The organism is Deefgea tanakiae (assembly GCF_019665765.1).
GTDB classification, from domain to species: domain Bacteria; phylum Pseudomonadota; class Gammaproteobacteria; order Burkholderiales; family Chitinibacteraceae; genus Deefgea; species Deefgea tanakiae.
This window is the reverse complement of the sequence record NZ_CP081150.1, coordinates 60428-86317: the sequence shown is the minus strand read 5'-3', so window position 1 is coordinate 86317 and position 25890 is coordinate 60428. Positions and strand designations below refer to the sequence as shown.

At 49.5% G+C, this 25890-nt stretch carries 22 protein-coding genes; 7 read left to right on the top strand and 15 right to left on the bottom strand.

From position 1 onward, the window contains the following. Positions 1 to 45 precede the first annotated feature (45 nt). The 6 genes from K4H28_RS00375 to K4H28_RS00350 form a co-directional block, all read right to left on the bottom strand. The gene (locus K4H28_RS00375; RefSeq protein ID WP_221006312.1) at positions 46 to 2181 is read right to left on the bottom strand and encodes a UvrD-helicase domain-containing protein; all 2136 of its coding nucleotides are present in this window, start codon (positions 2179 to 2181) and stop codon (positions 46 to 48) included. Positions 2182 to 2270: 89 nt separating this feature from the next. After that, a complete protein-coding gene (locus K4H28_RS00370) occupies positions 2271 to 2588 on the bottom strand; it encodes an H-NS histone family protein (protein ID WP_221006311.1) in 318 nt (105 codons plus the stop codon). Between the two features lie 94 nt (positions 2589 to 2682). Then, positions 2683 to 4014, bottom strand: coding sequence for a TolC family outer membrane protein (locus K4H28_RS00365; RefSeq protein ID WP_221006310.1), 1332 nt, complete (start codon positions 4012 to 4014; stop codon positions 2683 to 2685). Then, positions 4011 to 7091 (bottom strand): efflux RND transporter permease subunit, encoded by a 3081-nt coding sequence (locus K4H28_RS00360; protein ID WP_221006309.1) that lies wholly within the window; start codon positions 7089 to 7091, stop codon positions 4011 to 4013. Before K4H28_RS00360 ends, K4H28_RS00365 begins: the two co-directional genes overlap by 4 nt. 1 nt (position 7092) lies before the next feature. Next, the gene (locus K4H28_RS00355; RefSeq protein ID WP_221006308.1) at positions 7093 to 8172 is read right to left on the bottom strand and encodes an efflux RND transporter periplasmic adaptor subunit; all 1080 of its coding nucleotides are present in this window, start codon (positions 8170 to 8172) and stop codon (positions 7093 to 7095) included. After that, on the bottom strand, positions 8162 to 8815 hold the full coding sequence (locus K4H28_RS00350) for a TetR/AcrR family transcriptional regulator (protein WP_221006307.1): 654 nt from the start codon (positions 8813 to 8815) through the stop codon (positions 8162 to 8164). The genes K4H28_RS00355 and K4H28_RS00350 overlap by 11 nt, the downstream gene beginning before the upstream one ends. 170 nt (positions 8816 to 8985) lie before the next feature. On the opposite strand from K4H28_RS00350, the gene argB reads away from it, so the two are divergent. From argB to K4H28_RS00335, 3 genes are all read left to right on the top strand, one after another. Next, positions 8986 to 9864: an acetylglutamate kinase gene (argB, locus tag K4H28_RS00345; protein ID WP_221006306.1), complete on the top strand. Its 879-nt coding sequence runs from the start codon at positions 8986 to 8988 to the stop codon at positions 9862 to 9864. 107 nt (positions 9865 to 9971) lie between these two features. Further along, positions 9972 to 10403 carry a CBS domain-containing protein gene (locus K4H28_RS00340; RefSeq protein ID WP_221006305.1) on the top strand — a complete coding sequence of 144 codons (432 nt, stop codon included), beginning with the start codon at positions 9972 to 9974 and terminating at the stop codon, positions 10401 to 10403. 69 nt (positions 10404 to 10472) lie between these two features. Then, entirely contained in the window at positions 10473 to 11090 is a 618-nt protein-coding gene (locus K4H28_RS00335) for a pyrimidine 5'-nucleotidase (protein WP_221006304.1), read from the top strand. Between the two features lie 81 nt (positions 11091 to 11171). Here the strand turns inward: K4H28_RS00335 and K4H28_RS00330 are convergent, their stop codons facing one another. The 7 genes from K4H28_RS00330 to ttcA form a co-directional block, all read right to left on the bottom strand. Next, positions 11172 to 13064 (bottom strand): potassium transporter Kup, encoded by a 1893-nt coding sequence (locus tag K4H28_RS00330; protein ID WP_221006303.1) that lies wholly within the window; start codon positions 13062 to 13064, stop codon positions 11172 to 11174. Positions 13065 to 13165: 101 nt separating this feature from the next. Further along, positions 13166 to 13789, bottom strand: coding sequence for a 1,6-anhydro-N-acetylmuramyl-L-alanine amidase AmpD (gene ampD, locus K4H28_RS00325; protein WP_221006302.1), 624 nt, complete (start codon positions 13787 to 13789; stop codon positions 13166 to 13168). 10 nt (positions 13790 to 13799) lie between these two features. Continuing rightward, positions 13800 to 15164: a sigma-54-dependent transcriptional regulator gene (locus K4H28_RS00320; protein ID WP_221006301.1), complete on the bottom strand. Its 1365-nt coding sequence runs from the start codon at positions 15162 to 15164 to the stop codon at positions 13800 to 13802. Then, complete coding sequence (locus tag K4H28_RS00315) at positions 15148 to 16734, bottom strand: sensor histidine kinase (RefSeq protein ID WP_221006300.1); 1587 nt, start codon at positions 16732 to 16734, stop codon at positions 15148 to 15150. Before K4H28_RS00315 ends, K4H28_RS00320 begins: the two co-directional genes overlap by 17 nt. A gap of 133 nt (positions 16735 to 16867) precedes the next feature. After that, on the bottom strand, positions 16868 to 17359 hold the full coding sequence (locus K4H28_RS00310; protein WP_221006299.1) for an RNA pyrophosphohydrolase: 492 nt from the start codon (positions 17357 to 17359) through the stop codon (positions 16868 to 16870). A gap of 146 nt (positions 17360 to 17505) precedes the next feature. Next, a complete protein-coding gene (locus K4H28_RS00305; protein WP_221006298.1) occupies positions 17506 to 18294 on the bottom strand; it encodes a fused MFS/spermidine synthase in 789 nt (262 codons plus the stop codon). Beyond that, positions 18294 to 19247 carry a tRNA 2-thiocytidine(32) synthetase TtcA gene (gene ttcA, locus K4H28_RS00300; RefSeq protein ID WP_221006297.1) on the bottom strand — a complete coding sequence of 318 codons (954 nt, stop codon included), beginning with the start codon at positions 19245 to 19247 and terminating at the stop codon, positions 18294 to 18296. Before ttcA ends, K4H28_RS00305 begins: the two co-directional genes overlap by 1 nt. 345 nt (positions 19248 to 19592) lie before the next feature. On the opposite strand from ttcA, the gene K4H28_RS00295 reads away from it, so the two are divergent. Continuing rightward, positions 19593 to 21410 (top strand): Ig-like domain-containing protein, encoded by a 1818-nt coding sequence (locus tag K4H28_RS00295; RefSeq protein WP_221006296.1) that lies wholly within the window; start codon positions 19593 to 19595, stop codon positions 21408 to 21410. A gap of 145 nt (positions 21411 to 21555) precedes the next feature. Next, complete coding sequence (locus K4H28_RS00290; protein WP_221006295.1) at positions 21556 to 21885, top strand: hypothetical protein; 330 nt, start codon at positions 21556 to 21558, stop codon at positions 21883 to 21885. Positions 21886 to 22164: 279 nt separating this feature from the next. On the opposite strand, the gene K4H28_RS00285 is transcribed toward K4H28_RS00290, so the two are convergent. After that, positions 22165 to 23061, bottom strand: a complete 897-nt coding sequence (locus K4H28_RS00285; RefSeq protein ID WP_221006294.1) for an NAD(P)/FAD-dependent oxidoreductase — start codon at positions 23059 to 23061, stop codon at positions 22165 to 22167. 82 nt (positions 23062 to 23143) lie between these two features. Between K4H28_RS00285 and K4H28_RS00280 the strand changes: the two genes are divergently transcribed. Beyond that, positions 23144 to 24322: a class I SAM-dependent methyltransferase gene (locus K4H28_RS00280; RefSeq protein WP_221006293.1), complete on the top strand. Its 1179-nt coding sequence runs from the start codon at positions 23144 to 23146 to the stop codon at positions 24320 to 24322. Between the two features lie 132 nt (positions 24323 to 24454). Then, the gene (locus K4H28_RS00275) at positions 24455 to 25276 is read left to right on the top strand and encodes a lysophospholipid acyltransferase family protein (RefSeq protein ID WP_221006292.1); all 822 of its coding nucleotides are present in this window, start codon (positions 24455 to 24457) and stop codon (positions 25274 to 25276) included. Positions 25277 to 25329: 53 nt separating this feature from the next. On the opposite strand, the gene K4H28_RS00270 is transcribed toward K4H28_RS00275, so the two are convergent. Continuing rightward, positions 25330 to 25686 (bottom strand): YbaN family protein, encoded by a 357-nt coding sequence (locus tag K4H28_RS00270; RefSeq protein ID WP_221006291.1) that lies wholly within the window; start codon positions 25684 to 25686, stop codon positions 25330 to 25332. Positions 25687 to 25890: the final 204 nt, after the last annotated feature.

Here is a 25890-nt window from a genome sequence, read left to right as displayed (position 1 = left end):
ATATCAATCTAGGTATTTGAGATAAATAGCCAGATGGCAATACCCCTATACAGGCTTGAGCTTGGCATAGGCGACCGCCAACCATTTACTACCAAACTGAGCAAAATTGACCTGCACATTCCCCGTTGCGCCACCTTCATGATCGGTGACGACACCGAGACCAAATTTCGGATGTTCGACTTTCATCCCAATACTCAGGCCATGCTCTGGTGTCGATTTTTTCGGCGATGCAGCAGGCGGAACGTAGGCTGCTGCTGAACTATAGCTGCTCGGTGCGTATCCACGGTTCAAATATTTAAGCAGCTCTTGCGGAATCTCATCCAAGAATCGGCTCGCCACGCCGTAACGCGTTTGCCCGTGCAGCATCCGGCTTTGCGCCAGACTAATATACAAGCGTTGCCGCGCGCGGGTAATGGCGACATACATCAAGCGTCGCTCTTCTTCGACGCCCGCTTTGTCATTGGCGCTATTATCGTGCGGGAATAGGCCTTCTTCTAGCCCCGACAAAAACACCGCGTGAAACTCCAAACCCTTAGCCGCGTGTACCGTCATCAATTGCAGCGCTTCTTCATGCGCCCCCGCTTGATGGTCACCAGCTTCAAGACTAGCGTGCGACAAAAACGCAATCAGGTTATTTTCATCTTCGCTAATAAACGTCGCGGCCGCATTAATCAACTCTTCCAAGTTAGCAACCCGCTCTTCGCCTTCTTTGTCATTCTTGTAGTGCGTCAACAAACCCGATAGGTCGAGCATCATATCGACGACTTCGGTCATCGGCAGACCTTCCACCTGATTACGCATCGCTTCAATAATATGCACAAATTTACCCAAGGCGACCGCGCCACGGCCACTGGCACCAGCACAAGCAGCTTGCCACAAGGAGCAGCCTTCCAATCGCGCACGATCGACAATCGCTTCAACACTTTTGAGACCGATGCCACGCGTTGGGAAGTTCACCACGCGTAGAAAAGCATTGTCATCCGATGGATTCGCAATCAAGCGTAGGTAAGCCAGCGCGTGTTTGATTTCTTGGCGCTCGAAAAAGCGCAAGCCGCCATACACCCGATATGGCACGCCCGCCGAAAAGAGCGCATGTTCGATAATCCGTGATTGCGCATTGCTGCGATACAAAATGGCTATTTCACTAGAAGCCATGCCATCACGAATTAGCGTTTGTGCCTCTTCGACAATAAATTGGGCCTCTTCAAAATCAGACGCGCCTTCAAAAACGCGAATCGGTTCACCCGCGCTGGCTTGCGTCCACAGCTCTTTACCAAGCCGCTGGGTGTTATTGCTAATTACGGCATTGGCTGCATCAAGAATATTGCCGTGACTGCGATAATTTTGTTCCAAGCGAATCACATGTTTCACGGAAAAATCACTTTGAAAATCAACCATATTGCCGACATTCGCACCGCGAAATGCATAAATGGATTGATCATCATCGCCCACAGCAAAAATAGCGCTATTTTTACCTGCCAATAATTTCAGCCAAGCATATTGCAATCGATTGGTATCTTGAAACTCATCCACTAAAACGTGCGCAAATCGTTCTTGATAATGTTTTCTAATTTCAGGTTTATGCGTCAACAATTCGTAACAACGCAGTAATAATTCAGAAAAATCAGCCACGCCTTCACGATTGCATTGTTTTTCATATTCTTCATACGCCAAACGCAATTGCCGTGAATAATCATCAAAAGCATCCACATCACCGGCACGGCGGCCATTTTCTTTATGGCCATTAATATAATTTTGTACGGCACGTGGTGGATATTTATCGTCGTCTAAACCGAGAAATTTCAAGACGCGTTTAATCGCCCCCAATTGCTCAGATTGATCCAAAATCGCAAAAGCCTCGGGTAATCCCGCATCACGGTGATGTAAACGTAGCATGCGATTGCATAAGCCGTGAAAAGTCCCCACCCATAAGCCACGCGGATTCAGTGGCAACATGGCGGTAATTCGAGATAGCATTTCTTTTGCAGACTTATTGGTAAATGTCACCGCCAATAAACCGGATGGACTAATTTGCCCCGTCGATAATAACCAAGCAATTCGTGTTGTTAAAACACTGGTTTTACCACTGCCAGCCCCAGCTAAAATCAAGGCATGCTCGGCGGGTAATTCAACCGCCGCAGCCTGTTGTGGGTTTAATTTAGCAGTGAGGGCATGGGACATAAATAGACTCTAAACAGAATACGTTTTTACAAATAGAAACAGGGCGACCGCGCGCCCTGTTCACTGATTCATCAAATCAAAATGATGAATTAGATTTTCAATGTATCCAAAGATGCGCCATTAGCAATTGCATCGTGAACCCATTGTGGTTTACGGCCACGGCCAGACCAAGTTTGGCTTGCATCGGCTGGATTCATATAAGCAGCGGCTGCAGGTGCTTTTTTCGCGCCTTTTTTGCCAGATACTTCACCCAACAATTCTGCAATTGTGAAACCGCTGGCAGCAGCAGCACTTTGCAATTGGCTCAAGATACGGCTTTTTTCTTGTTCTTTACGACGAACTAATTCGCCATCAAGTTGCGTGCGCAACTCAACTAATTCTTGGTAACCTAAAGTAGATAAATCCATTGCTGACTCCTCAAATTAATGCATGTGTATTGATTACCAAATGATTATGCAGCCGACGTTCTAATAATTCAAGGTCAATATTGCAGATAGATAATTAATTCACTAACCAACGATTAACAAATCGTAAGTCTTTTTCATCTAAATCACCCGTGACGGCAGCTAGCTGCAATCTCGTGTAAAGATAGGTATATCTAGCTACAGTTAAATCATAACGCGTGCTAAATAATTTGCGCTCCGCATTCAGTACATCAACAGTGGTTCGAACGCCCACATCGCGACCTAATTTACTCGATGCTAATAAGCTTTGACTTGATTTAAGTACTTGCTCTAAGGCGGTAATTTGCGCTGCACCGGCATTAACACCTAAAAATGCTTGGGTCGTTAATTGTTCGGTATTCCTGCGCGTTGCTTCCAGCGTTTCCCTTTGCTCAGACTGTCTTGCTGCCGCTTCACGTAATTCAGATGAGCGACGCCCGCCGGTAAACAGTGGAATCGATAATTGCAGCGTAATCGCTCCTTTATTCGTTTGATCCAGCCCGCCTGAACGAGAAATCCCGCTGCTATCCCAATTTTGGCCATAATTAGCGACTAAATCGACTTTAGGTGAACTTTCAAAGCGATATTTATCGACTTCTCGAGTTGCAATATCTAATTGCAACAATTGGCCACTGATATTTAAACTGGTGTCGCTTGATTTTTTCAACCAAACCGACAAATCGTTAGGCTCAACTGAAGTAGGTTCAATTTTTTCACTTAAGCGTGCAATGGATTCGGCATTCACAGCCGTCAATAAAGTAAACGCATTTCGCTTCACCTGCTGCTCATTTTTAGCCTGAATTTCATACGCAACAATCGTGTCATATGAAGCTTGCGCTTCATCCGTATCAGCAATAGTCGCCACGCCGACTTCAAAGGCTTTTTTAGCAAACGCCAATTGCTCACCGACTGCTTTTTTCTCAGCATTGGCTAAAACGACCTTTTCATCGGCAGCCAATACTTCGAAATAGGCTTTCGCAACACGCAAAATTAAATCTTGCTCCGCAACCCGAAATTGCACCTCGGCCAATTTAGCTTGCTGTTTGAGTTGATCTGCCGATGCAAAAGCATCTACCCGATAAACCGGCTGAGTCGCCGTAATTGAGTAACCGTAGGCCTGACCACTGCTTTGCGTATCTTTCACACTTGCACTGGTTTTTCCGGGAGAAAAATCGGTATTAGAATACGTCGTATTGCCCCCCAAAGTGACCGAGGGCAGCAAGAGCGCCTGCCCTTGATTGGCTTTCTCACTTCCCGCTGTTTGGGCATAACGCGCAGCTAGAAAACTCGCATCATGCTGCTGCGCTGCGCGCCACGCCGCCAGTAAATCCGCAGAAAAACTGGGGCTACTCAATAAGGCCACGCTCAAGGCTAAAATCGTTTTTTTCATTTTGTTCCCAATACCGCAGGTGCAGCGGGTTTCAGTTTGAACCAAGCAGCATAAAGTGCAGGCAAGAATAATAAAGTCAAAATCGTTGCGACAAATAAGCCGCCCATAATCGCAATTGCCATCGGCCCCCAGAATGTATCGCGGGTCAACGGAATCATCGCCAATATGGCCGCTAAGGCAGTGAGCATAATCGGGCGGAAACGGCGCACAGCCGAATCAATCACGGCATCCCATGGCGCACTGCCACCTACGATGTCTTGCTCGATTTGGTCCATCAAAATGACCGAGTTGCGCATAATCATGCCGGACAAGGCAATCACACCCAAGGTCGCTACAAAGCCAAACGGGGCTTGGAATAACAGCAAGGCAATCGTCACGCCAATCATGCCCAGCGGCGCGGTCAACAAGACCATAATCATTCTCTGAATACTTTGTAGCTGCAGCATCAGCAAAGTCATCACCACCACTAGCATTAATGGCATCACAGCAGCGATCGACTCCTCAGAGATTTTAGACGACTCCAAAGTGCCGCCCGCCTCAATATGGTAACCCAAAGGCAGTTTCGCTTTGATTTCCATCATTTTTGGCCAGAGCGCATTCGAGATATCAGGTGCTTGCGCATTACCACGTACATCAGCTCGTACCGTCAACGCAGGCACACGGTTACGATGCCAAATAATACTTTCTTCACTTTCCAAACTTATTTTCGCCAATTGCGATAAAGGTACACTACGCCCCGATGGCAAGGGAATTGGTAAATTCGCCAAGAAATCGAGTCGAATTCGTTCATCGGTCGCCAAACGACTCACCACTTCGATTTGTAGATTATCTTCTCGCAAAGCGGTGGCGGTCACTCCGCTGACTGCCATCTGCAAAGATTGCGCTAACTGCTGAGAAGTCAGCCCCGCTGCACGTAATTTGTCTTGGTCGACATTCAAATGCAAGACTTTGACCTGCTCACCCCAATCAGTATGCACTTGTCGCAGGTGTGGATTCTGGCGCATTACGTTCGCTACGTCATTGGCAATAATTTTCAATTGCTTTTGATCTGGGCCAATCACACGAAATTGCACTGGATAACCTACGGGCGGGCCGTTTTCTAAGCGCGTAACGCGACCACGCACATTTGGAAAATCATTGTCAAACAGCGCTTTCACCCGTTGATAGACATTCTCGCGTACATGCTCGTCTTTGGTCATCACGGTAAGCTGGCCAAAGTTTAAGTTGGGCATTTGCTCATCAAGCGGCATGTAATAACGCGGCGAGCCAACGCCAACGTAGCTGGTCACACTCGCCACATCGGGATCTTTCATCAAAATCGCTTCGATTTTTTTAACTTCGCGCTCAGTCGCCTCAAAGGACGCCGTATACGGCAACCACAAATCGACCATCAATTCGGGTCGGCTAGAAGCGGGGAAGAATTGTTTTGGCACAGCGACTGCGAACAGCACGACCGAGGCGACAAACGCCGCCACGGTCAACGCAATCGTCGTTTTTCGCCAAGTAATACACCACGTCACCCAACGGCGAAACGCGGTGTAAAACTTACCACCGTGTGCATCGTGCTCATGTTCTTTGAGGTTTTCCGGCAGCAAGTGATAGCCCATATACGGCGTAAACAGCACCGCAACGACCCATGACAAAATCAAGGCTAAACCGACCACGGCAAAAATAGAGAAGGTATATTCACCCGCGTTAGATTTAGCAAGCCCTACAGGCAAAAACCCCGCCGCAGTAATCAAAGTACCCGTCAACATCGGAAATGCAGTCGAGCTATACGCAAATGTCGCTGCGCTAAAGCGATCCCAGCCTTGCTCCAGTTTCAATGCCATCATTTCAACGGCAATAATTGCGTCGTCGACCATCAAACCGAGTGCAATCACCAAAGCGCCTAGCGAGATGCGTTGCAACTCCAAATTGAATAATTTCATGCATAAGAACGTCAGCGCCAGCACCAGCGGAATCGACAAGGCCACCACGATGCCCATTCGAAAGCCCAGCGCCAAAAAGCTCACCGCCAACACAATCGCCACAGCTTCCAGCAATGACTTCATAAAGATATGTACCGCCGATTTCACCACCGCCGGCTGGTCCGACACTGCGTGAACTTCAACACCCACCGGTAAATTGGCTTTGACTTGCGCAATCACGGTATCAATCTGCTCGCCCATTTTGAGCACATTGCCGCCTTGCCGCATCGAAATGCCCAAGCCAATCGCAGGTTCTCCTTGGAAATACATCCGTGTTTCAGCCGGAGTCAGTGAAGCGCGCACCACCTCCGCCACATCACTCACGCGGAAGGTTTTGCCATTGACGGTGATCGGCGTCGCTTTGATCGTTTCAACCGCATCAAAGCCTCCACTTACACGCAAAAACACACGCTCATCACGGCCTTCGACGACCCCAGCCGGCGTCACCGTATTGGTCGCAGCCAGAACCTGATTGATTTGCAGCGGTGTAATACCCAAGGTCGCCAATTTCGCGCTGCGATATTCGACATAAATCTTTTCATCTTGCGGTGCAATCAGTGTGACTTTATTAATATCGGGAATCCGCAGCAACTCAGTACGCACGCTTTCGACGTATTTCTTCAGCTCGGCATCATTAAAGCCATCGCGCGTAAATGCATACAAACTACCGTAGGTTTCGCCAAATTCATCATTAAAAAATGGCCCGACCACACCCGGCGGCAATTTGCCTTTGGCATCATTAATCCGTTTTCGAACTTGATACCAAGCGTTATTGACTTTGTCGCCACGAATGCTTTCGTGCAGCATCACGGTAATCAGCGCCTCGCCCGAGCGGGAATAACTTTTGGTGTAGTCGATCTCAGGAATGCCTTGTAGCGCTTCTTCGAGTCGGTCAGTGACTTGCCGCTCAACTTCGGCGGCGGATGCGCCCGGCCAAAAGCTGCGCACCACCATGGCCTTAAACGTAAACTCTGGATCTTCTTTTTGCCCTAACTGGGTATACGCCAGTACACCAGCAAGAGAAAGGACTACCATCAGATACAGTACCAAAGACTGATGCTTCAGCGCCCACGCGGATAAATTAAATGTCTCTTTAGTCTGAGTCATCTTATGCCCCTTCTTGTGGCGCTAAGATTTTCACGGCTTGGCCTTCACGTAATAAATGGACGCCCGCCGTGACCACCACCGAACCCGCTGGCACCCCCTTGATCCGAACTTGCTGACCTTGATACCCAAGGATGGTGATTTCACGACTGTGTACGGTCTTTTTGGCATCAACAATCCACACGCGCATGGCTTTTTCTTTGCCATAAATTGCCGACATCGGTACGGATATTTCTGCAACCGGCTCGGTCGAGGCAAAAACTTGCTTGACCTGTATCGTCATGCCCAATGCGGCACCGCTATTTTCGGGCAGCGTCACCTTGACACGATAGGTACGTGTTTGCGGATCGGCCGATGGAGAAACTTCATTCACAACGCCATCAAGGTGAGATGAATCATCCGACCACAAAACCAATTTCACTTTTTGCCCGGCTTGCCATGCTTGTACGCGATTTTCTGGCACATCGATCACCGCCTCATAGGCGCCGGCCTTGGCCACCATCAGCACCGATTGCCCTGCCGCCAACACCGAACCGGGTTCAGCCAGCGTTTTGGTCACCACGCCGTCGCCATCGGCAATCAACTGGGCATAGCTAGCTTGATTATTAGCCAAATCAACTTGCGCCTTGGCCTGCTCTGCTTGTTTTTGCGCTGAAATCAGCGCCGTTTTACGCTTATCGACTTCAGCTTGGCTCACGAAATTCTGCGCCAATAATTCCAAAGAGCGCTTGTAATCAATACTCGCTTGCGACAACTGCGCTTGTGCCGAGGCAAGCCCTGCGCTAGCCGCGCTGGCATTCAGCGCCACATCGCCCGCATCCAATTTGGCCAACACTTGGCCTTTTTTCACATTGGCGCCCACATCCACACTGCGGCTAATTAATTTACCCGGAATGCGAAAACCCATCGGCACTTCATGCCGTGCTCGCACTTCACCGCTATAAACCTCTGCCGCTGCGGGCAATGCGCCGCCCACGACCATCGTTCGAACAGGGCGAATTTCAGCAACAGGCTTCACCTCGGATTTGCACGCAGCTAAAGCCAATAGAACAGAAACAATCAGTACGTTGCGTTTATTGAGCATGAGTAGCATCCACAGAGCGAGCCATTAGGCCATTTAAAAATAAATCGAGCGTGCATTGCACATAGCGCTCGGCTGAAAAATTACTAGGCAAACAGGACAATGGTGTGTTTTTCATCATCATCGCCATCACAATCGGCGCTGATACAACGTGCACCGCATATTCAATGTCTTCCACGACCAACTCGCCGCGCCCCACGCCAAGCTCCAACACATGACGGATCAATCCTTGGCCCGGCAAGATAAATTCTTCATTGTACAAAGCCATTACATCAGGAAAGTTACCACCTTCGGCGACCATCAATTTGGGCAATGCAGAGAGCGAGGTATCACCCACGGTGCGCCACCACATTTGAAATAGCTCAATCAATAAATCACGCGTACTACCCTGCCACTCTTTTAGCAAAGTCTCGCCAACGGCGAGTTGCGGCACCAGCAAAGAACGAATCACTGATTTGAAGATTTCTTCTTTATTGGCAAAGTACAAATACGGCGTACCGCGTGTGACGCCCGCAGCGCGCGCGATGTCTTCGATTTTGGTTGCAGCAAAGCCTTTTTCCACAAACAAAACCAAAGCTGCCTCAAGGATTTCTTGCGGTCTAGCCTCTTTTCGGCGGGTCCAACATTTTACGGGGCAGATTGACATGACAAACCACTAATAAATGAACGTTCATTTATTATCAGCATATCTAATGTCTACGTCAATCGAGAAAAGCTAATCGATTGACATTAATTTTGCGGCAATCCGCCCCACTCTTTACAAACGAATACGGTACAATCGCGAGCAATTCATCTGGCCTTTCCTTGGAGCCCGTCATGCCCGATATCACCCCGCAAATCAAAGCTGAAATTCTCTCTGAAGCACTGCCGTATATTCAGCGCTTTTTAGACAAAACCATCGTGATTAAATACGGTGGCAACGCGATGATTGATGAAGAACTCAAGGATGGTTTTGCATCGGACGTGGTCTTACTCAAACTAGTGGGCATGAATCCAGTAGTCGTTCACGGCGGCGGCCCGCAAATTAATGATTTGCTCGATCGTATCGGCAAAAAAGGCGAGTTCATCCAAGGGATGCGTGTGACCGACGCCGAAACAATGGACGTGGTTGAGATGGTCTTAGGCGGCCATGTGAATAAAGAAATCGTGTCGCTAATTAACAAACACGGTGGCAAAGCCGTGGGCTTAACCGGTCAAGACGGCCACTTTATCCGCGCCCGTAAAATGATGCTCAAAGACAATATGGGCGAAAACAATATCGATATCGGCCAAGTGGGCGAAATTCAAAGTATCGATCCATCGATTGTGCTGCATTTAGATGCCGCCGACTTTATTCCAGTGATTGCACCCATTGGTGTCGATGCCACCGGCGAAAGCCTGAATATCAATGCTGATTTGGTGGCAGGTAAATTAGCTGAGGTCTTGAAAGCCGAAAAACTAATCCTTATGACCAACACGCCAGGCGTACTCGATAAAGAAGGCAATCTACTTACCAAACTCACGGCACGCCGTATTGATGAATTGTTTGCTGATGGCACCATTTCTGGTGGTATGTTGCCAAAAATCTCATCCGCACTCGATGCAGCAAAAAGTGGCGTCAATGCAGTGCATATCATCGATGGCCGCGTTAAACACGCACTCTTGCTTGAAGTCCTCACCGAGCAAGGTGTTGGCACGATGATTCGCGCTAAATAAGCCTGAACAACATCCCGAAAAAGGACGACGCATAGTCGTCCTTTTTTCTTGCTTCTCAAGGATCGACAGCTAAAGTAAAAGTACCTTGTAGCCCTGAGAGCCAAACCATGAAAACTGCCCGCCAACTCCTCGCCGCCAAGGCCAAACACGAAACCATTTCAGTCTCACCAACCGCAACGGTCTACCAAGCTTTGCAAATGATGGCCGACGCAAATATCGGCGCGATCCTGGTCATGGAAAGTGAAAAACTCGTCGGGATTTTTTCGGAACGCGATTACGCCCGCAAAGTCGTTCTGATGGGAAAAACTTCGGCCGGCACCCCCGTTTCCGACATCATGACCCACAAACTACTCTGTGTACCACCCAGCGCGACCACCGATGAATGCATGGGGCTGATGACTGAAAAGCGCATTCGCCATTTACCCGTTTTAGATGGCGACAAAGTCCTGGGGATTTTATCTATTGGCGACTTAGTACAAGAAAAGATGGCGGACCAAGAATTCACCATTGAGCAACTCGCTCAATATATTTATCACTAAGAGCATTGTCGCTAGCCGACAAACTCGACACAATGGCCGAATTCATCGGCCATTTTTATTGTCTATTTTATGCAAAGCACTTGGATTTTTGACCTCGACAACACGCTGCACAACGCCAGCCAGCATGCTTTTCCGATTATTGATGCGTCGATGACCACGTGGCTGCAAGACAATCTGCAACTCAACCACAGCCAAGCCAATCATTTACGACAAGACTACTGGCGGCGTTATGGGGCGACGATGCTGGGACTGATTCGGCATCATAGTCATCTCAATCCCCATCATTTTTTGGCCGCATGCCATCCGCTAGCGCAGTTACTCACTGAAATCCACCCCATGCCGCAGCTCAAGACCACGCTACAGCGCCTGCCCGGCCAAAAAATACTCTTCACCAACGGGCCGATTGCCTACGCCCGTGCCATGCTGTCGGCACTAGACATCGATCGCTACTTTTCGGGTATTGCCGCCATTGACACACTAAGACTAACCCCCAAGCCAATACCCAAGGCTTACCATCAAATGCTGCGGCAATTCAAGCTCAGTGCCAAAGATTGCATCATGGTCGAGGACAGTATTGATAACCTTGTCACCGCAAAAAAAATCGGCATGCAAACGGTATGGTTACGTAGTGGCATGCGCGGACATCCTGCCGCCGATCGCTGTATTTCGCACCTCAAACAGTTATAAAAAAACGCAGCTCGAAGGCTGCGTTCTCTATATGTATATAGTTATAGCCATTCTCAATCAATAGCTATACACCAATACCCATTACAACTCGACTTGCATCCCCATTTCCACGACGCGATTGGGTGGGATTTTGAAGAAGTTGGTCACGCGCGTCGCATTGCGGCTCATAAAGCTAAATAAGCGACGACGCCACCAAGTCATCGATGGATATTTCGCCTCGACAATCGTTTCGCGCGATAAGAAGAACGAGGTATTCATATCGTCAAAAACCAGCTCAGGCTGCAAATGCGTCACTTGCTCTAGCACGGCGGGCACGCTCGGCTCTTCTTTAAAGCCAAAGGTTGCGATGACTTGGTAAAAAGTCTCGCCCATTCTGCGAACCGTCACGCGTTCCTTAGTCGGCACAAACGGAATGTCGCAAGATTGAATCGTCAAAAATACAACCTGTTCGTGCAGTACTTTATTGTGTTTCAAATTATGCAGTAGCGCATGCGGTACCGAATCGCTACTCGCGGTCATAAAGATCGACAAACCTTCAACGCGTTGCGGTGGGCTAGCTTCTAAACTTTCAACAAAGCCAGTTAATGGCATTTCGCCTTCGCGTAGTTTTGCACTCAACAAACTTCGCCCGCGTTTCCACGTCATCATCATTGTAAAAGCAATCATACCGATCAGCAGAGGGAACCAACCACCTTGATGCAATTTCAAGATGTTCGACGAGAAGAACGCCAAATCAACGACAAGCAATACACCCAATAAAGCAAACATACCGTGCTTTTTAGCGCCCTTGAAATGACGGCTCGCGACCACAAAAGCCAGCAAAGTCGTCATCACCATCGTACACGTCACTGCAAAACCATACGCCGCAGCCAAATTACTTGAGCTTCTAAATGCCAAAATCAAGGCAATGACTGAAAGTAGCAAGAACCAATTGATGCCCGGAATATAAATTTGGCCGCGCTCTTGTGCAGATGTGTGTTGAATATCCATCCGCGGGCAAAAACCCAGTTGGATCGCTTGATTTGCGACCGAAAATGCACCAGAAATTACCGCTTGCGACGCAATCACTGTCGCCATCGTGGCAAGCACCACCAAAGGCGGGTGCGCCCAAGTGGGCGCAAGGAAATAAAACGGATTTTTAATCGCTTCAGGGTTCGTTAAGAGTAATGCGCCTTGGCCATAATAATTAAGCAATAAAGCAGGCAAAACCAGCAAGAACCAAGCATAACGAATCGCAGGGCGGCCAAAATGGCCCATATCGGCATACAAGGCTTCTACGCCGGTCAAGCAGAGCACCACTGCGCCAAGCAGTACAAAAGCCACCCAAGGATGAGCAAAAAAGAAATCGACGGCATACAGTGGATTCACTGCGGCCAGTACGTGCGGCGCCTTAATGATATTAATCACACCCAAGGCGGCAATCACGACAAACCACGTGACCATCACAGGGCCAAACAGTTTTCCCACCAGCGCCGTGCCACGCGACTGCATCGCAAACAAGGCCACCATCACCATAATGGCAATCGGTAAAATATAAGGATCAAGTGTGTGCGAGATAATGCTAATCCCCTCCAAAGCAGATAGCACTGAAATCGCGGGGGTGATGATACTTTCACCCGCAAACAAGGCGGCGCCAAAAATCCCCATCATCGCGACCCAAAAAGCTTTGCGCGGGCTATTGCTAACCACGCGCATCGCCAAGGCCATCAGCGCCAAAATACCGCCTTCGCCGCGATTATCAGCACGCAAGATGATCGATACATATTTCACCGTCACAACCAGCATCAAGCCCCAAAAAATCAGCGACAAGATGCCCAGTACATTAAACGCATTCAACTCCAGCGCAACGTGGCCATTGAAACATTCTTTGAGGGTATATAAAGGGCTGGTACCAATATCGCCATAAACCACGCCAATCGCGCCGACCACGAGGCCTGCGAGTTTTTTTGGGTCTTGCGTTTGAGCTGCTGACATAAGACTTCTTTGAGAGACTTGCAAAGGAAGCGAATTATAGTCCCGCTTCAATCACTTAAGGCACGATTTCAGTGCATTGTTGCGACGAAACCGCACACTAATTAGCTTTCGCTTGTGTAGCCAGTTTGGCGTAATTCCAAAATGGATTGCGGACGTTTTTCCCATACAAAAAACGGACCGGGATCGGTTTTTCGTTCAGGAGCAATTTCACTATGGCCGACCACATGGACAATCGGATAGCGCGCTTGAATTGCTAATAAGAGCGCATCCAAGGATTGGTACTGTATGGCGGTGAACGGCACAAAGTCAGAACCTTCTATCTCAATACCGATCGAAAAATCATTGCAGCGCTCACGCCCCTGCCAATTGGAAACGCCAGCATGCCAAGCGCGTTGATTGCAGGAAACAAACTGAAGCACCTCGCCATCGCGGCGAATCAAAAAATGCGCCGACACGCGCAACTGGGCTAGTTCTGCGTAGCAGGCATGATCTGTAATATTGAGCGAATTGGTAAACAGCCGTTCAATATCTGGCCCGCCAAATTCAGTCGCACCTGCGGGCTGCGGCGGCAAATGGATGTTATGAATCACCACCATATCCGCAACGCACTCTGGCTTGCGGTCATCGCAGTTGGGACTCGCCACAATTCGCGCCCCATCCAGCCAGCCTTGCGAATCAATAGTTAATGTATCTGGCTGAATAACATTATTTTCATAGTCCAGCATCAAATACCCCTCAACCCTCAACAATCCCTAAGCGCTCAAGACGATAGCGCAAGCTACGGAAAGTAACGCCTAACAGTTTTGCCGCTTGCGTGCGATTAAAACCTGTTTTATCTAGCGCAGCGACAATGGCCGCTTTTTCGACGCGATCCAAATAATCTTGCAGCGGATAAGTATCGCCCAAATTGGCCGCAACCGCCTCAGCCTTGTCGCACTGGCTTTGCTGCAGTTGCAAATCATCACTATCAATTTCAGTCCCGTCGGCCAAGGCCACCGCCCGCTCAAGTATGTTTTCCAACTCTCGAACATTGCCAGGAAAGTCATAGCGGCAGAGTGCTTTCTTCGCCGCAGCGGTAAATTTCATCACCGGCATACCTTGCCGCGCAGCGATGTCTTCAACCAGAAATTGCGCTATCGTCAGTACATCGTCGCCCATTTCACGCAAGGCGGGCATTTTTAGCTCGATGACATTCAAGCGGTAGTACAAATCTTGGCGAAACTTGCCACTTTCTACGCAACGCGCCAAATTTTGATGGGTGGCCGAGATAATCCGTACGTCCACATCAACCTCATTCACACCACCTACTTGGCGCACCTTGCGCTCTTGAATCGCACGAAGTAACTTGACCTGCATAGCCAATGGCAAATCGGCAACTTCATCTAAAAACAAAGTTCCGCCGTTGGCGGCCTGAAAAAAGCCTTCTCTATCGTCCATCGCGCCGGTAAAAGCGCCTTTGCGATAACCAAAAAACTCGCTTTCCATCAGATTTTCAGGAATTGCACCGCAATTAACCGCAACAAAAGGCTTTTCGGCCCGATTTGAGCTTGCATGAATCGCGCGCGCTGCCCGCTCTTTCCCTGAGCCAGATTCGCCCGTCACATAGACCGGCGCTTGATTGCGCGCCAATTTCTCTATCAAGACCAAAACCTGTTGCAGCGCAACCGAATCACCCAGCAAAGGTCGATCACGCCGCGCCGCTTTCACCGCTGGCGTGGCGTCGATTTTAAGCGCCGATTTGACCAACGCACGCAATTGCTCCAAGGCAACGGGCTTAGCCAAATAATCAAACGCACCCGCTTTGAGTGCCGCCACCGCATTTTCAGTACTGCCGTAAGCGGTAATCACCGCAATCGGTAAATCCAAGCCTTTAGCCTGAATATGGCGCACCAAATCGAGGCCCTCCCCATCGGGCATGCGCATATCAGATAAGCACAAGTCAAAATGCTGGCTGTCGATCAGTGCTTTGGCCGCGATCACGCCATGGGCTTTTTCCACGTCCAAACCCATTTTGAGCAGAGTCAGCTCCAGCAACTCGGCCAAATCCACTTCGTCGTCAACGACCAAGACACGCGGTAATGCTTTAGATTTTTTCGCCATCAGTATATCCAAATAGAATGCGGAAGCAGGCACCACCCGCTAGTGGAGAATGATATTCAAGCAAAGCGGCATTGGCCGCGCAAATTTCCCGAGCGATATATAGCCCTAAGCCCGTGCCTTTACTTTCGGTCGTAAAAAAGGGCTCAAACAATTGCGTTTGCGCGTCAGCTGGCACCGGCGGGCCATCATTAATTACATTGAGTACCCAGCCATCGCGAAAAGGCTCAACCCGTAGTTGCAAACTACCATCGCGCTGCGTGCAATACCGCCAACCATTACGCGCCAAATTCCACAATACTTGGTGTAAATGCCCAGGGTCAAAGCGCACCACGACCTGCGGCTCACATGAAATCGCCAACTTAATCGGTATTTTTTCTTGCTGCACGAATTCTTCGGCAAAATTATTAAGCCATTCGGCCAAATGCACATCGATGCGCTTGACCCGATCTCGACGATTTAGCTCAAGTACATCCTTGACCATCCGCTCTAGGCGCTGACTATTATCGTTGATAATCCGTGTGAGTTTTTGCAGCAAAGGATCGTCAGCCGCCTCTTCACGCATCAATTCAGCGGCATGACTAATTGCTCCTAGCGGATTACGAATTTCATGCGCCAGATTAGCGGTCAATCGGCCCAATGCCGCCAACTTCAATTGTTGCGACTCACGCCGTAAACGCGCCATGTCTTCAAGATAAATCAAGACATTACCCATCGAGTCACAAGTCAAAGACACAAACCTAGCCCGCAGCGTGTTGCGCCCGCCCGCAGTTTGAATCAATTCACTACTGCCCATCTCGGGAAACTCGCGCCACCGCGCTAAAGGCCCAGCCAATTCAGGCAGATCGGCAGCGATGGGGCTCGCCAAATCAGGCCGTAAACCCGTAAAACGAACGGCTTGTTCATTAAATTGCTGAATCAAATTTTGTGCATCGACCACCAAAACGCCATCGGAAACATCCTGCAAAATCCGTGCATTAAGCTGCCCCAAATTAGCGATATCGACACTACGCTGTTCGGCCAGTTCGCGGTTTTCTTCAGCGTAGCGTGATAGGCGGTATGCCAGCCAAGCCACCGCAAATGAAGCGATACAAAGAAATACGGTCGACATCGGTATCGTATCGCCCGCATCGGTATTAAGCACGCTCCACACCAACTCACCCAACAGCGCCAAGCTCGCAACAGCGGCATGAAACATCGTCATTCGACCGCGGGCAATTAAACCCGCCGCAGCCAAATACGGTAACAACAAAATCCCAAAGCCACTTTTAATCCCGCCACCCAAATGCATCAAGGTCACAATAAATGCGACATCGATGGTCACTTGAATCGACAACTGAATATCAAAGCGAGGCCAGCGCCGTGCAATTGTAAAAATAAACACAAAACCACACAGCGTATAGCCCGCCAACACCAAAATCGACGCCCAAAAATGGTCTCGCTCTAAAAAGCTACCACCTGAGAGCAGATATGCCCCCGCCATCAAACCGATGACGATCAATAGACGAAATAAATTAAAGAGTGAAAGAGACTGCCAAAGGTGTTCGTTGGACGTGCGCAAAGAATTCGGCATAAATTCCAAATCAGTTTGGTAACGGTTTCATCGCCAAGCGATGTGAATAGAATGAAAACAACTACGGTCGAGCCAAGAGCAAAATACTAAAAAAAACGGGCGGCCCAAGCCACCCGTCGTGCAATACCCACTATTAATGATTTAATGGTGCTTGTTGTCCAATTAATCGAGCCAACTCACCCAAAGCAGCTTCATAAACACCACGTTTGAATTCAATCACCGCATCGAGTGGTGACCAATATTCATTCCAGCGCCATGCATCAAACTCCGGATGTGTGGTTTTGCGTAGGCAAACATCGGAATCTTTCCCCGTTAGCCGCAGCATAAACCAAATTTGTTTTTGCCCTTTATAAGTACCGCGCCATTCACGACGCACCCAATTGGTCGGCACATCATATTTCATCCAGTCTCGCGTGCGGCCCACAATTTCTACATGATGCGGTAATAAGCCAACTTCTTCGGCTAACTCCCGAAACATCGCTTGCTCTGGGGTTTCACCTTGCTTGATACCGCCCTGCGGAAACTGCCACGAATGCTCTCGCACCCGCTTTCCCCAAAAAACTTGGTTCTGTTGATTAATGATGATGATGCCGACGTTTGGCCGATAGCCATCACGATCGAGCATAGATACGACCTATATAGTATTTCGTTGATTACCCTAATTTTTTCACATCTGAGCGCACTTGAAAACATTTATATCTGTGAGGAGTGCGGTGTGATGTGTGAGGTGTATGCTTTTACCCCTTCCACCTTACACCTAACGCCTCACTGCTAGATAAACAAACGCCGATCATTATGTGGATTCATGCGCGCTAAATCGCTAACAAACTCATTAAATTCCAAGCCATATTCAGCTTCCAATTTTTTAGCTTTGTCCGCTAAACGCTCCCACTGCGGGCTGTTTTGTCCACGCATAAAGGCAAAGGCAATCACATTGCCTTTTTGCCGTGCAGGCAAGCAAATCAAGCGCCCTTCAAACACTTCCGATAATTGCGCACAATATTGCTCAAAGCGACGATCAATACTCCATAAATTCACTGCCAACACGCCGTTATCAGTCAACTTATGTTTGCACGCAGTAAAAAAATCGGTACTCGCTAGTGGCGCGGCAATACCTGTTGCCGAATACGCGTCCATCATGATCATATCGACCGACTCATCGGCCATCTGGTAAACATGTGCTGCGCCGTCACCCGTAATGACCTCAAGGCGTTCATCATCCTGCGGCAAGAAGAACATCGAACGCGCCACATTCACAACCTGCTGAAATAACTCAACGCAAGTCAGATGGGTATTGGGCAAATATTCATGCACCCATTTGGCAATCGAGCCGCCACCCAAACCAATCAGCAACATTTTTTGCGGCGGATCTAAAAATAGCAAACTGCCAAATACGCAGCGCGAATAAGCCAGCAGCAATTCATTGGGCGCATTGATTTTCATCGCGCTTTGCGTATCGTCATTACCAAAATGCAGCTTACGAATTCCGCCCTCTTCCGACACATCAATCATAATGTCGTCATCGTCGCGCTTAGAAAACCGTTTTGAACGAAATAGCATTATTCGTCGCCCCCGCAGCCTGTAACACCAGCGGGTTTGCTTGCTAGGATGGAAATCCGGCTTGGATCGCTAAAAGTTTCTTTATCAAACGCTTTATCACCATCCGCACGCGGCGTGCCATCGGCTTTGGCATTCACAAAATCATAACGTTTCGGATCGGCCAAATGCGATGGCACGACATTACACATCGCCGTAAACATCGTTTCCAAACGACCAGGAAAACGTTTATCCCAATCTTTCAACATATCGCCAATCACTTGACGCTGCAAATTCGGCTGCGAACCGCATAAATTACAAGGAATAATCGGGAAGCCACGCGCGGCGGTGTATTTTTCAATGTCTTTCTCGCGGCAGTAGGCCAGCGGGCGAATCACCATATGCTTGCCATCGTCTGAGACCAACTTCGGCGGCATACCTTTGAGTTTGCCACCGTAAAACATATTCAAAAACAGCGTTTCCAGAATATCGTCGCGGTGATGACCCAGCGCAATCTTCGTCGCACCGAGTTCATCGGCCACGCGGTACAAAATCCCACGGCGCAGGCGTGAGCACAGACCACAGGTGGTTTTGCCCTCTTCGATCACGCGAGTCACGATGGAATAGGTATCCTCTTCGATAATCCGATATTCAACGCCTAATTCCGCCAAATACGTCGGCAAAACATGCTCAGGAAAGCCAGGCTGTTTTTGGTCGAGATTGACAGCAACAATCGAGAAAGTAATCGGTGCCGATTTTTGCAAGCTCAGCAAAATATCCAGCATCGTGTAGCTGTCTTTGCCGCCCGACAAGCAAACCATCACCCGATCACCATCTTCGATCATATTGAAATCATTAATCGCATCGCCCACGTTATGGCGTAAACGTTTGACGAGCTTATTGTAATTGTACTTCTGCTTTTGCTCCGCCTCGGTCAATTGCGGTTTTTCTTGGGGTAGATCAGCGATTGTGTTCATAGAAATATAACGGGACGCCCAAGGACGCCCCGTGTTAGGTAATTGAATTGGCAGTGATTTTACATTAAATACGACACCGCCGTTTAGCATTATGCGTTAGTAAAAAACCATTCATGCCCACCCCCACCAATAACCATTTGGCATAACTTACAAATAAAACAACAAAGCCTTTCTACTTTAATCCACAAGCTTTTGTGAAACGTCGCACTTTAACCTCGATACTATTAAATATATTTGGGCGCAATATAATTATCACCTAAAATAAGCGGCAATATTATCAATTACACCTTAGATAGATCGACACTCGTTCTATTTTGTAATTGACTCAAACACCTGAGGTGAAACATGAACGCAGCAACACAAACCCTTCCATCGCGCCAAACATTAATCCGCGCACTGATTATTGGTGCACTTAGCACAAGCCTAGTCGCTTGCGGCGGTGGTGGTCCTGGTGGCGCAGATTTAATTAGTGGGGGGAGTAGTGGTAGTGGTAGCGGCGGGACAGCAACCCCGGCACCATCTGCCATTCCGGGCACCTCTGCAACACTAAGTATTGACAGCATAATTGCAGGCGCACCAAGCATTAGCGCAAATGCCAATACTACAATCGAAGTTACAGTAAGTGACAACGGTAAGTTAGCAGCAGGTGAAGTCATTAGCTTTACCTCTAAATGCGCAGTGGCAGGTAAAGCAACAATTGACGCAAAAGCAGCCACCAACTCACAAGGCAAGGCTATTGCCTCATTCACTGACAAAGGCTGCGCAACAACTGACACAGTTACTGCTACAGCCTCAAATGGGAAAACAAAACAAGTTGACGTTATTATTGCAGCCCCTGCCGCTGCGTCATTACAATTCTCCACCACTATGCCCGCCGATGGGGTAATCGCATTAAAAGGCTATGCTTCTGGTGCAAGACCAGATAGCGCACAAGTAAGTTTTAAAATTGTTGATGCCGCAAACAATCCAATTGCAGGGCGTCAAGTTACATTCTCTCTCGATACATCTATAGGTGGTGTAACTCTTTCTGGCAGCCCAACTGTCACCACGGATGCAACAGGAATGGCTACCGCAACAGTTTTAGCAGGAACAATGCCAACACCAATTCGAGTAACCGCAACTTCAGGTACACTTACCAGCACATCTGGGAAATTATCAATCAGCTCTGGCTTCCCCCATCAAGACTCTCTCGATTTTTCCGCCACCAAATACAATATCAACGGCTGGAATTATAGTGGTGAAACTGCAGAGATCACGATTCGCTTCGGAGACCATTTTAAAAACCCAGTTCCTGATGGCACCACCATTAATTTCATTTCTGATGGCGGCAACATTGGTAACAACACACAAGGCAGCTGCTCTAGCGTTGCGAACTCATGCAAAATCACACTAACCTCACAAAACCCACGCCCTGCAAATGGGCGAGTTCATGTCGTAGCCTACGCTATTGGTGAAGAAAGCTGGTATGACAGGCTCAATCCCGCAATTAACCCAGCCACAGGAAATCCAATTGGCCTCAACAATGTCGCAGATCAAGACAGCGAACTTCTTGACGACAATGGCAAATCGACCGACATTGGCGAAGCATTTATAGATAAAAATGAAGATGGCATCTTCAATAATAACGATCAGTTAATTGACTTTAATAATAATGGGACCTATCAAGGGCCCGATAATAAGCTTTCAACCCCATCGTGCGCCGTAGGTTACCCCAAATGCGCAACAACAAAAACCTTGCACATTTTCAAACAAGCCACATTCATTTTCTCCAGCGACGATCCTAAAACGCCAGTAATAACGCCAGCATTGCCTGCATCACTCACGGGCACCTGCGGCACGGTACGTGATTTCACCGCTTACATCCCCGATGTAAACGGCAACATTCTGCCAGCTGGAACTAAAATCAGCGTTGCGAGCGCCAACGGATCAGGCTCAATCCTTACTGGAGCAAGCCAAACCATCGGTTCTGCATCCCCACCACTCAATGCGCAAATACTGAATCAAACACTATTCCAATTTCAATTCAAGTTTGGTGACGCTGCAATAGCACCAGCAACCTGCATAGCGAGCACCGGCATCTTGGCAATCACTGTGGACTCCCCAGCTGGGGGCGGCCAAGCAGCCAAGAAAACCACCTTTAATTACAACTACAACATTAATTGACACTCAATGTCACCCCAAAAACCGCCAAGTACTTGGCGGTTTTTTATTTCTACCAAACCTCAAGCCCACTCAAACCAAACTCCCAGTTTAATTTTGACAAGCGCAGCAAGAGTTTACATTTCGGCCCAAAAATTGCCACTTCAACATGCCCCAAACCATCCATCTCCACCAACTAGCCCCCGCCAAACCCGCCATCGGCGCACCGTGTAATGGTTGCGGGGTCTGCTGCGCGGCGGAGCCTTGCCCGATTGGCATACTGATTAGCCGCAAGCGGCAAGGGCGATGTACTGCTTTGCAGTGGGATGACGTGCAAACACGCTATGTGTGCGGCATGGTGGCTCAACCCGATGCCTATCTAAACGTGAATTGCTCTTGGCTAAATCGACTCATTTCACGCTGGGCGCGGCGCTGGATCGCGGCTGGCGTGGGGTGTGATTCAGATTGTAGTACCGAGCCAAATAAAGACTGTATTTAACTACAAGCAATCAATTACAAAGCCCACAATCAAATACCCAGCAGACTAATGCCAAAATCAGTAGCTACGAGATCAGCAACGAAAGCGATATAATACGACGATGACTCAACGCCAAATAGCCCTTCTTAGCTAGCAATACCGCGTCAACAAGCAAAAGAGATGCTGCGACACCTCACTAGTCAAGTGACGTTTTACTCCCAAACCAACAAGACAATCGACCGATAATCCGAGCCCAGGGCCCACACTCAATAGGCCAGCAAGGCTCCGCATCAAAGCAATTCATTTAGCCCGCTGCGATAGCTGAGCGTCGATTTGCTTCGCTACCACCGCTGCTTGGCCTTGGGTCAGCAAAATATTGGGGAATTCGGGTTGCGTCATATCGCCAATCGCAAACACACCGTCACGCAGTGCGCCTGCAGCAGTCTTAAGCACTGGAAAAGCCTGCAATTGCGGTGATGCTTGATAGCCAAAATAAACGACAGCGTAATCGTAGTGCTCGCCTTGCACCTGTACGCCAGTGGCGTTGGTCGACAGCACTAACTCTTGGCAGTCGGTGCAAATCAAAATCATCGGCTGTTGCCGAATTTGCTGCAGCAGCGCCGCTGATGTTCGCAACTGCCCGCGCACCAACATCGTCACGGCCACACCCATTTCGGCTAAAATCAGCGCATGATCGGCAGCATTGTCGCCTCCGCCTAGCACCGCCACGCGTTGCCCAGCGGCGATATGAGCAATTTTTTGCAAGCCTGGGCCAACAATCACTCGCGCCGATTCTGGAAAAGGAGAAAACGGCGTAGCACCGCAAGCAAACACCATTTTTTTGGCGTGAATCACATCGCCATGACTTAAAGTGCAGACAAATTCACCCTGACCGACATCTGCATCAACAGCCACTGCGCTCAATTGCGTCGCCCGCGCACAATGCGCCGCATCGATCTGCGCCACCATCGCAGCCAGATAATCCCGCCCCGATATTTCGGCCTGCCCCGGAATCCATTTCAAGATGTAGTCACTATTGGCCAGCGGCCCGCCCAAAACGGCGGCTTGTTCCACAATCAGCCAACTGCGACCCAAGCCCGTCAGCCATTGCGCCAACGTCAGCCCGCCGACACCGCCACCGACAATCAGTACATCGACCTTACGCTCAACCATTTCGCCCCCCATCACCTTATTCATCCAATCCGCCGAATCGCAACTACGCCGGCAATGCGGCCAACAGTGCTAAAATTGCGCCATCCTTTTTTTGATGCCCGCCCAAATGACGCCACAACAAGTCCAACTGCCCGCCCCTTCTGCCGAGGCCCTGATCGCCAGCCAAACGCTCTGCCAGCACATCGCCGAGCACATTGATGCAGCGGGCGGCTGGATTTCGTTTGCCGACTATATGCGCCAAGCGATGTACACGCCGGGGCTGGGCTATTACAGCGGCGGCGCAACCAAATTTGGCGGTGCGGGCGATTTTGTCACCGCACCAGAAATCTCGCCACTGTTTGGCGGCAGCGTGGCCGCGACCGTGACACATGTACTCGCAGAAACGGGCGGTGCGGTACTCGAAATTGGCGCGGGCACAGGGCAACTCGCGGCACAGATTTTAGCTGAACTAGAGCGGCGCAACGCGCTGCCAGAACACTATGCCATTTTGGAGCTATCCGGCCAGTTGCGCGAGCGGCAACGCCAGACTTTGCACACTTTAGTGCCGCATTTAGTCGCCAAAGTACAATGGCTAGACCAATTACCGACTGATTTTATCGGCGTGATGCTCGGCAACGAAGTGCTCGACGCAATGCCGTGCGAACTGGTGCAGTACTCTTCTGGAAATGGTTCGAATGGAGAATGGCAACAACGCGGAGTGACCGTTAGCCAAAATGGTTTTGCGATGAGCAACCGCCCCATCAGCGATCTGGCGCTCGCCGCCGCCTGCGCACCGCTACCGCGCATCCCGCTCTACACCAGCGAGATCCATCTAGAAGCACAAGGTTTTATCGCCGCGCTGGCGCAAAGCCTGCATCGCGGCATGATTTTATTATTCGACTATGGCTTCCCACAGCAAGAGTATTACCACCCCGAGCGCAGCATGGGTACGCTGATCGGCCACTATCGCCACCATACCATCCACGACCCCTTCTTTTATCCCGGCCTCACCGACATCACTTGCCATGTGGATTTTTCAGCGATGTATACCGCTGCAGACATTAATGATCTTTGCCTAGACGGCTATACATCCCAAGCCAGTTTCTTGCTCGATGCAGGTATTTTGAATTTAGCCGAACAACTGCCAACTGAAAGCATTGATTACATGAAAACCGCCGCAGCGATTCAAAAGCTCACCACCAGTGCTGAAATGGGCGAAATTTTCAAAGTGATTGCGTTTTCCAAAGGGCTCACTGGCGACACCGCACCCGGCTTGCGCGGACGAGATCGTTCGGGCGAATTGTAAGCCGCGCCACCTAGCTCGACGAACTGTCATCTAAAGTGTGTATTTTGCTGCGCAAACTTGGGTTTGCGCGGGGCATTGCGTACCATGCCCTTACCACCCTGATCGACAACTTCGCTTGAGCAAGGACCCGCTGTGCACAAAGTTTCATATCTGACTCGAATCAGCCGCCTCATCCAATTTGTATTACACGTGATCCACGGCATGTGGGTGGTACGGTTTCGCTTCCCCCACATGAGCGAGCAAGCCAAGCTACAAAAAACACAAACTTGGTCACAACAACTAGCCCGCAAGCTCGGCCTGCGCGTCCACGTATTTGGCGCTGCGACGCCACTACATCCGGCCAATTGCATTCTGATTGCCAATCACATCTCATGGTTTGATATTTTTGCCATCAACAGCATCACCGTAGCCCGCTTTGTCGCCCGCGCCGATGTGCAACACTGGCCGGTGATTGGCATGCTGTGCAAAGGTGCCGGCACCGTCTTTATCGACCGCGAAAAGGTACGCGACGCGCAGCGCGTCAACACCAGCATCAGCACCGCACTCAATAATCAAGAATGCATCGCCTTTTTCCCCGAAGGCACCACCAGCAACGGCCAAGAAATCCGCCCATTCAAAGCTTCGCTAATCCAAAGCGCGTTTGAAACCAACGCAACAATTCAGCCAATTTATCTGCGTTACACCAATGGACAAGGCGAATATTCAACCGATGCCGCCTATATCGACGATATGAGCATCACTGATTCACTCTGGCTCATCGCCACTTCGCGCCAGCTCAACATCGAAATTCACTTTTTAGAGCAATTGACGCCTGAAGGGCACGATAGACGCACCTTGAATAAAGAAGTGGAAGCGATGATTCGGGCAAAACATGAGAGTCTGCAGGGGATTGCGAAGTTGCCGCAGCAAGGTGCTGCGCGGAATATTGACGAGGCGGTCGCCTCAACGAGTTGAGGTCTTACGAAGCAAAGTCGCACTCATGCCGCGCGACCATTCGTAGAAGAATTCTAAGTCGCACTGCGAGTTGGGATTCTGAGTACCACCACTGCACCAATCAGCGCGAGTGCGGCTAAGCTCAGTTGGAATACGGGTTGCCCGGCAAAATGCCAGATCGACAGACTGGTCATCAGCAACATCAAACTAATTGCCAGCACTTTAATCCGCAGTGGCAAAGAGCGATTTTGCTCCCAATCGCGAATCATCGGTCCGCAATAGCGATGCGCCAATAGCCATTGGTGCAAAGCAGGTGAGCCCTTGGCAAAACACGTTGCCGCCAACAACACAAACGGCGTGGTCGGCAAACCTGGGACGATCACCCCGATCACGCCCAAGGCCAGTGCCACCATACCGGCGAAAATCCACATTGTCTTATACCATTGCGCCATTCAGAACTTTACCTCCCGCATGATGTGAATTGAGCGACTCAATATTCCCCCCAAAGGTACACGACCTGCAATGCCCAAAACCATATCGCTGGTGCAGTATAGGTAGATCACGCAGCACATTCATGAACTTTGCCTTGCTCGCAATACCTCAAAAACCTAAACTCAGCTTCAATGCTCGCACGA

Coding starts and splice junctions, on each gene's coding strand:
- K4H28_RS00375 (WP_221006312.1), bottom strand. CDS start 2,181: ATGTCCCATGCCCTCACTGCTAAATTAAACCCACAACAGGCTGCGGCG.
- K4H28_RS00370 (WP_221006311.1), bottom strand. CDS start 2,588: ATGGATTTATCTACTTTAGGTTACCAAGAATTAGTTGAGTTGCGCACG.
- K4H28_RS00365 (WP_221006310.1), bottom strand. CDS start 4,014: ATGAAAAAAACGATTTTAGCCTTGAGCGTGGCCTTATTGAGTAGCCCC.
- K4H28_RS00360 (WP_221006309.1), bottom strand. CDS start 7,091: ATGACTCAGACTAAAGAGACATTTAATTTATCCGCGTGGGCGCTGAAG.
- K4H28_RS00355 (WP_221006308.1), bottom strand. CDS start 8,172: ATGCTCAATAAACGCAACGTACTGATTGTTTCTGTTCTATTGGCTTTA.
- K4H28_RS00350 (WP_221006307.1), bottom strand. CDS start 8,815: ATGTCAATCTGCCCCGTAAAATGTTGGACCCGCCGAAAAGAGGCTAGA.
- argB (WP_221006306.1), top strand. CDS start 8,986: ATGCCCGATATCACCCCGCAAATCAAAGCTGAAATTCTCTCTGAAGCA.
- K4H28_RS00340 (WP_221006305.1), top strand. CDS start 9,972: ATGAAAACTGCCCGCCAACTCCTCGCCGCCAAGGCCAAACACGAAACC.
- K4H28_RS00335 (WP_221006304.1), top strand. CDS start 10,473: ATGCAAAGCACTTGGATTTTTGACCTCGACAACACGCTGCACAACGCC.
- K4H28_RS00330 (WP_221006303.1), bottom strand. CDS start 13,064: ATGTCAGCAGCTCAAACGCAAGACCCAAAAAAACTCGCAGGCCTCGTG.
- ampD (WP_221006302.1), bottom strand. CDS start 13,789: ATGCTGGACTATGAAAATAATGTTATTCAGCCAGATACATTAACTATT.
- K4H28_RS00320 (WP_221006301.1), bottom strand. CDS start 15,164: ATGGCGAAAAAATCTAAAGCATTACCGCGTGTCTTGGTCGTTGACGAC.
- K4H28_RS00315 (WP_221006300.1), bottom strand. CDS start 16,734: ATGCCGAATTCTTTGCGCACGTCCAACGAACACCTTTGGCAGTCTCTT.
- K4H28_RS00310 (WP_221006299.1), bottom strand. CDS start 17,359: ATGCTCGATCGTGATGGCTATCGGCCAAACGTCGGCATCATCATCATT.
- K4H28_RS00305 (WP_221006298.1), bottom strand. CDS start 18,294: ATGCTATTTCGTTCAAAACGGTTTTCTAAGCGCGACGATGACGACATT.
- ttcA (WP_221006297.1), bottom strand. CDS start 19,247: ATGAACACAATCGCTGATCTACCCCAAGAAAAACCGCAATTGACCGAG.
- K4H28_RS00295 (WP_221006296.1), top strand. CDS start 19,593: ATGAACGCAGCAACACAAACCCTTCCATCGCGCCAAACATTAATCCGC.
- K4H28_RS00290 (WP_221006295.1), top strand. CDS start 21,556: ATGCCCCAAACCATCCATCTCCACCAACTAGCCCCCGCCAAACCCGCC.
- K4H28_RS00285 (WP_221006294.1), bottom strand. CDS start 23,061: ATGAATAAGGTGATGGGGGGCGAAATGGTTGAGCGTAAGGTCGATGTA.
- K4H28_RS00280 (WP_221006293.1), top strand. CDS start 23,144: ATGACGCCACAACAAGTCCAACTGCCCGCCCCTTCTGCCGAGGCCCTG.
- K4H28_RS00270 (WP_221006291.1), bottom strand. CDS start 25,686: ATGTGGATTTTCGCCGGTATGGTGGCACTGGCCTTGGGCGTGATCGGG.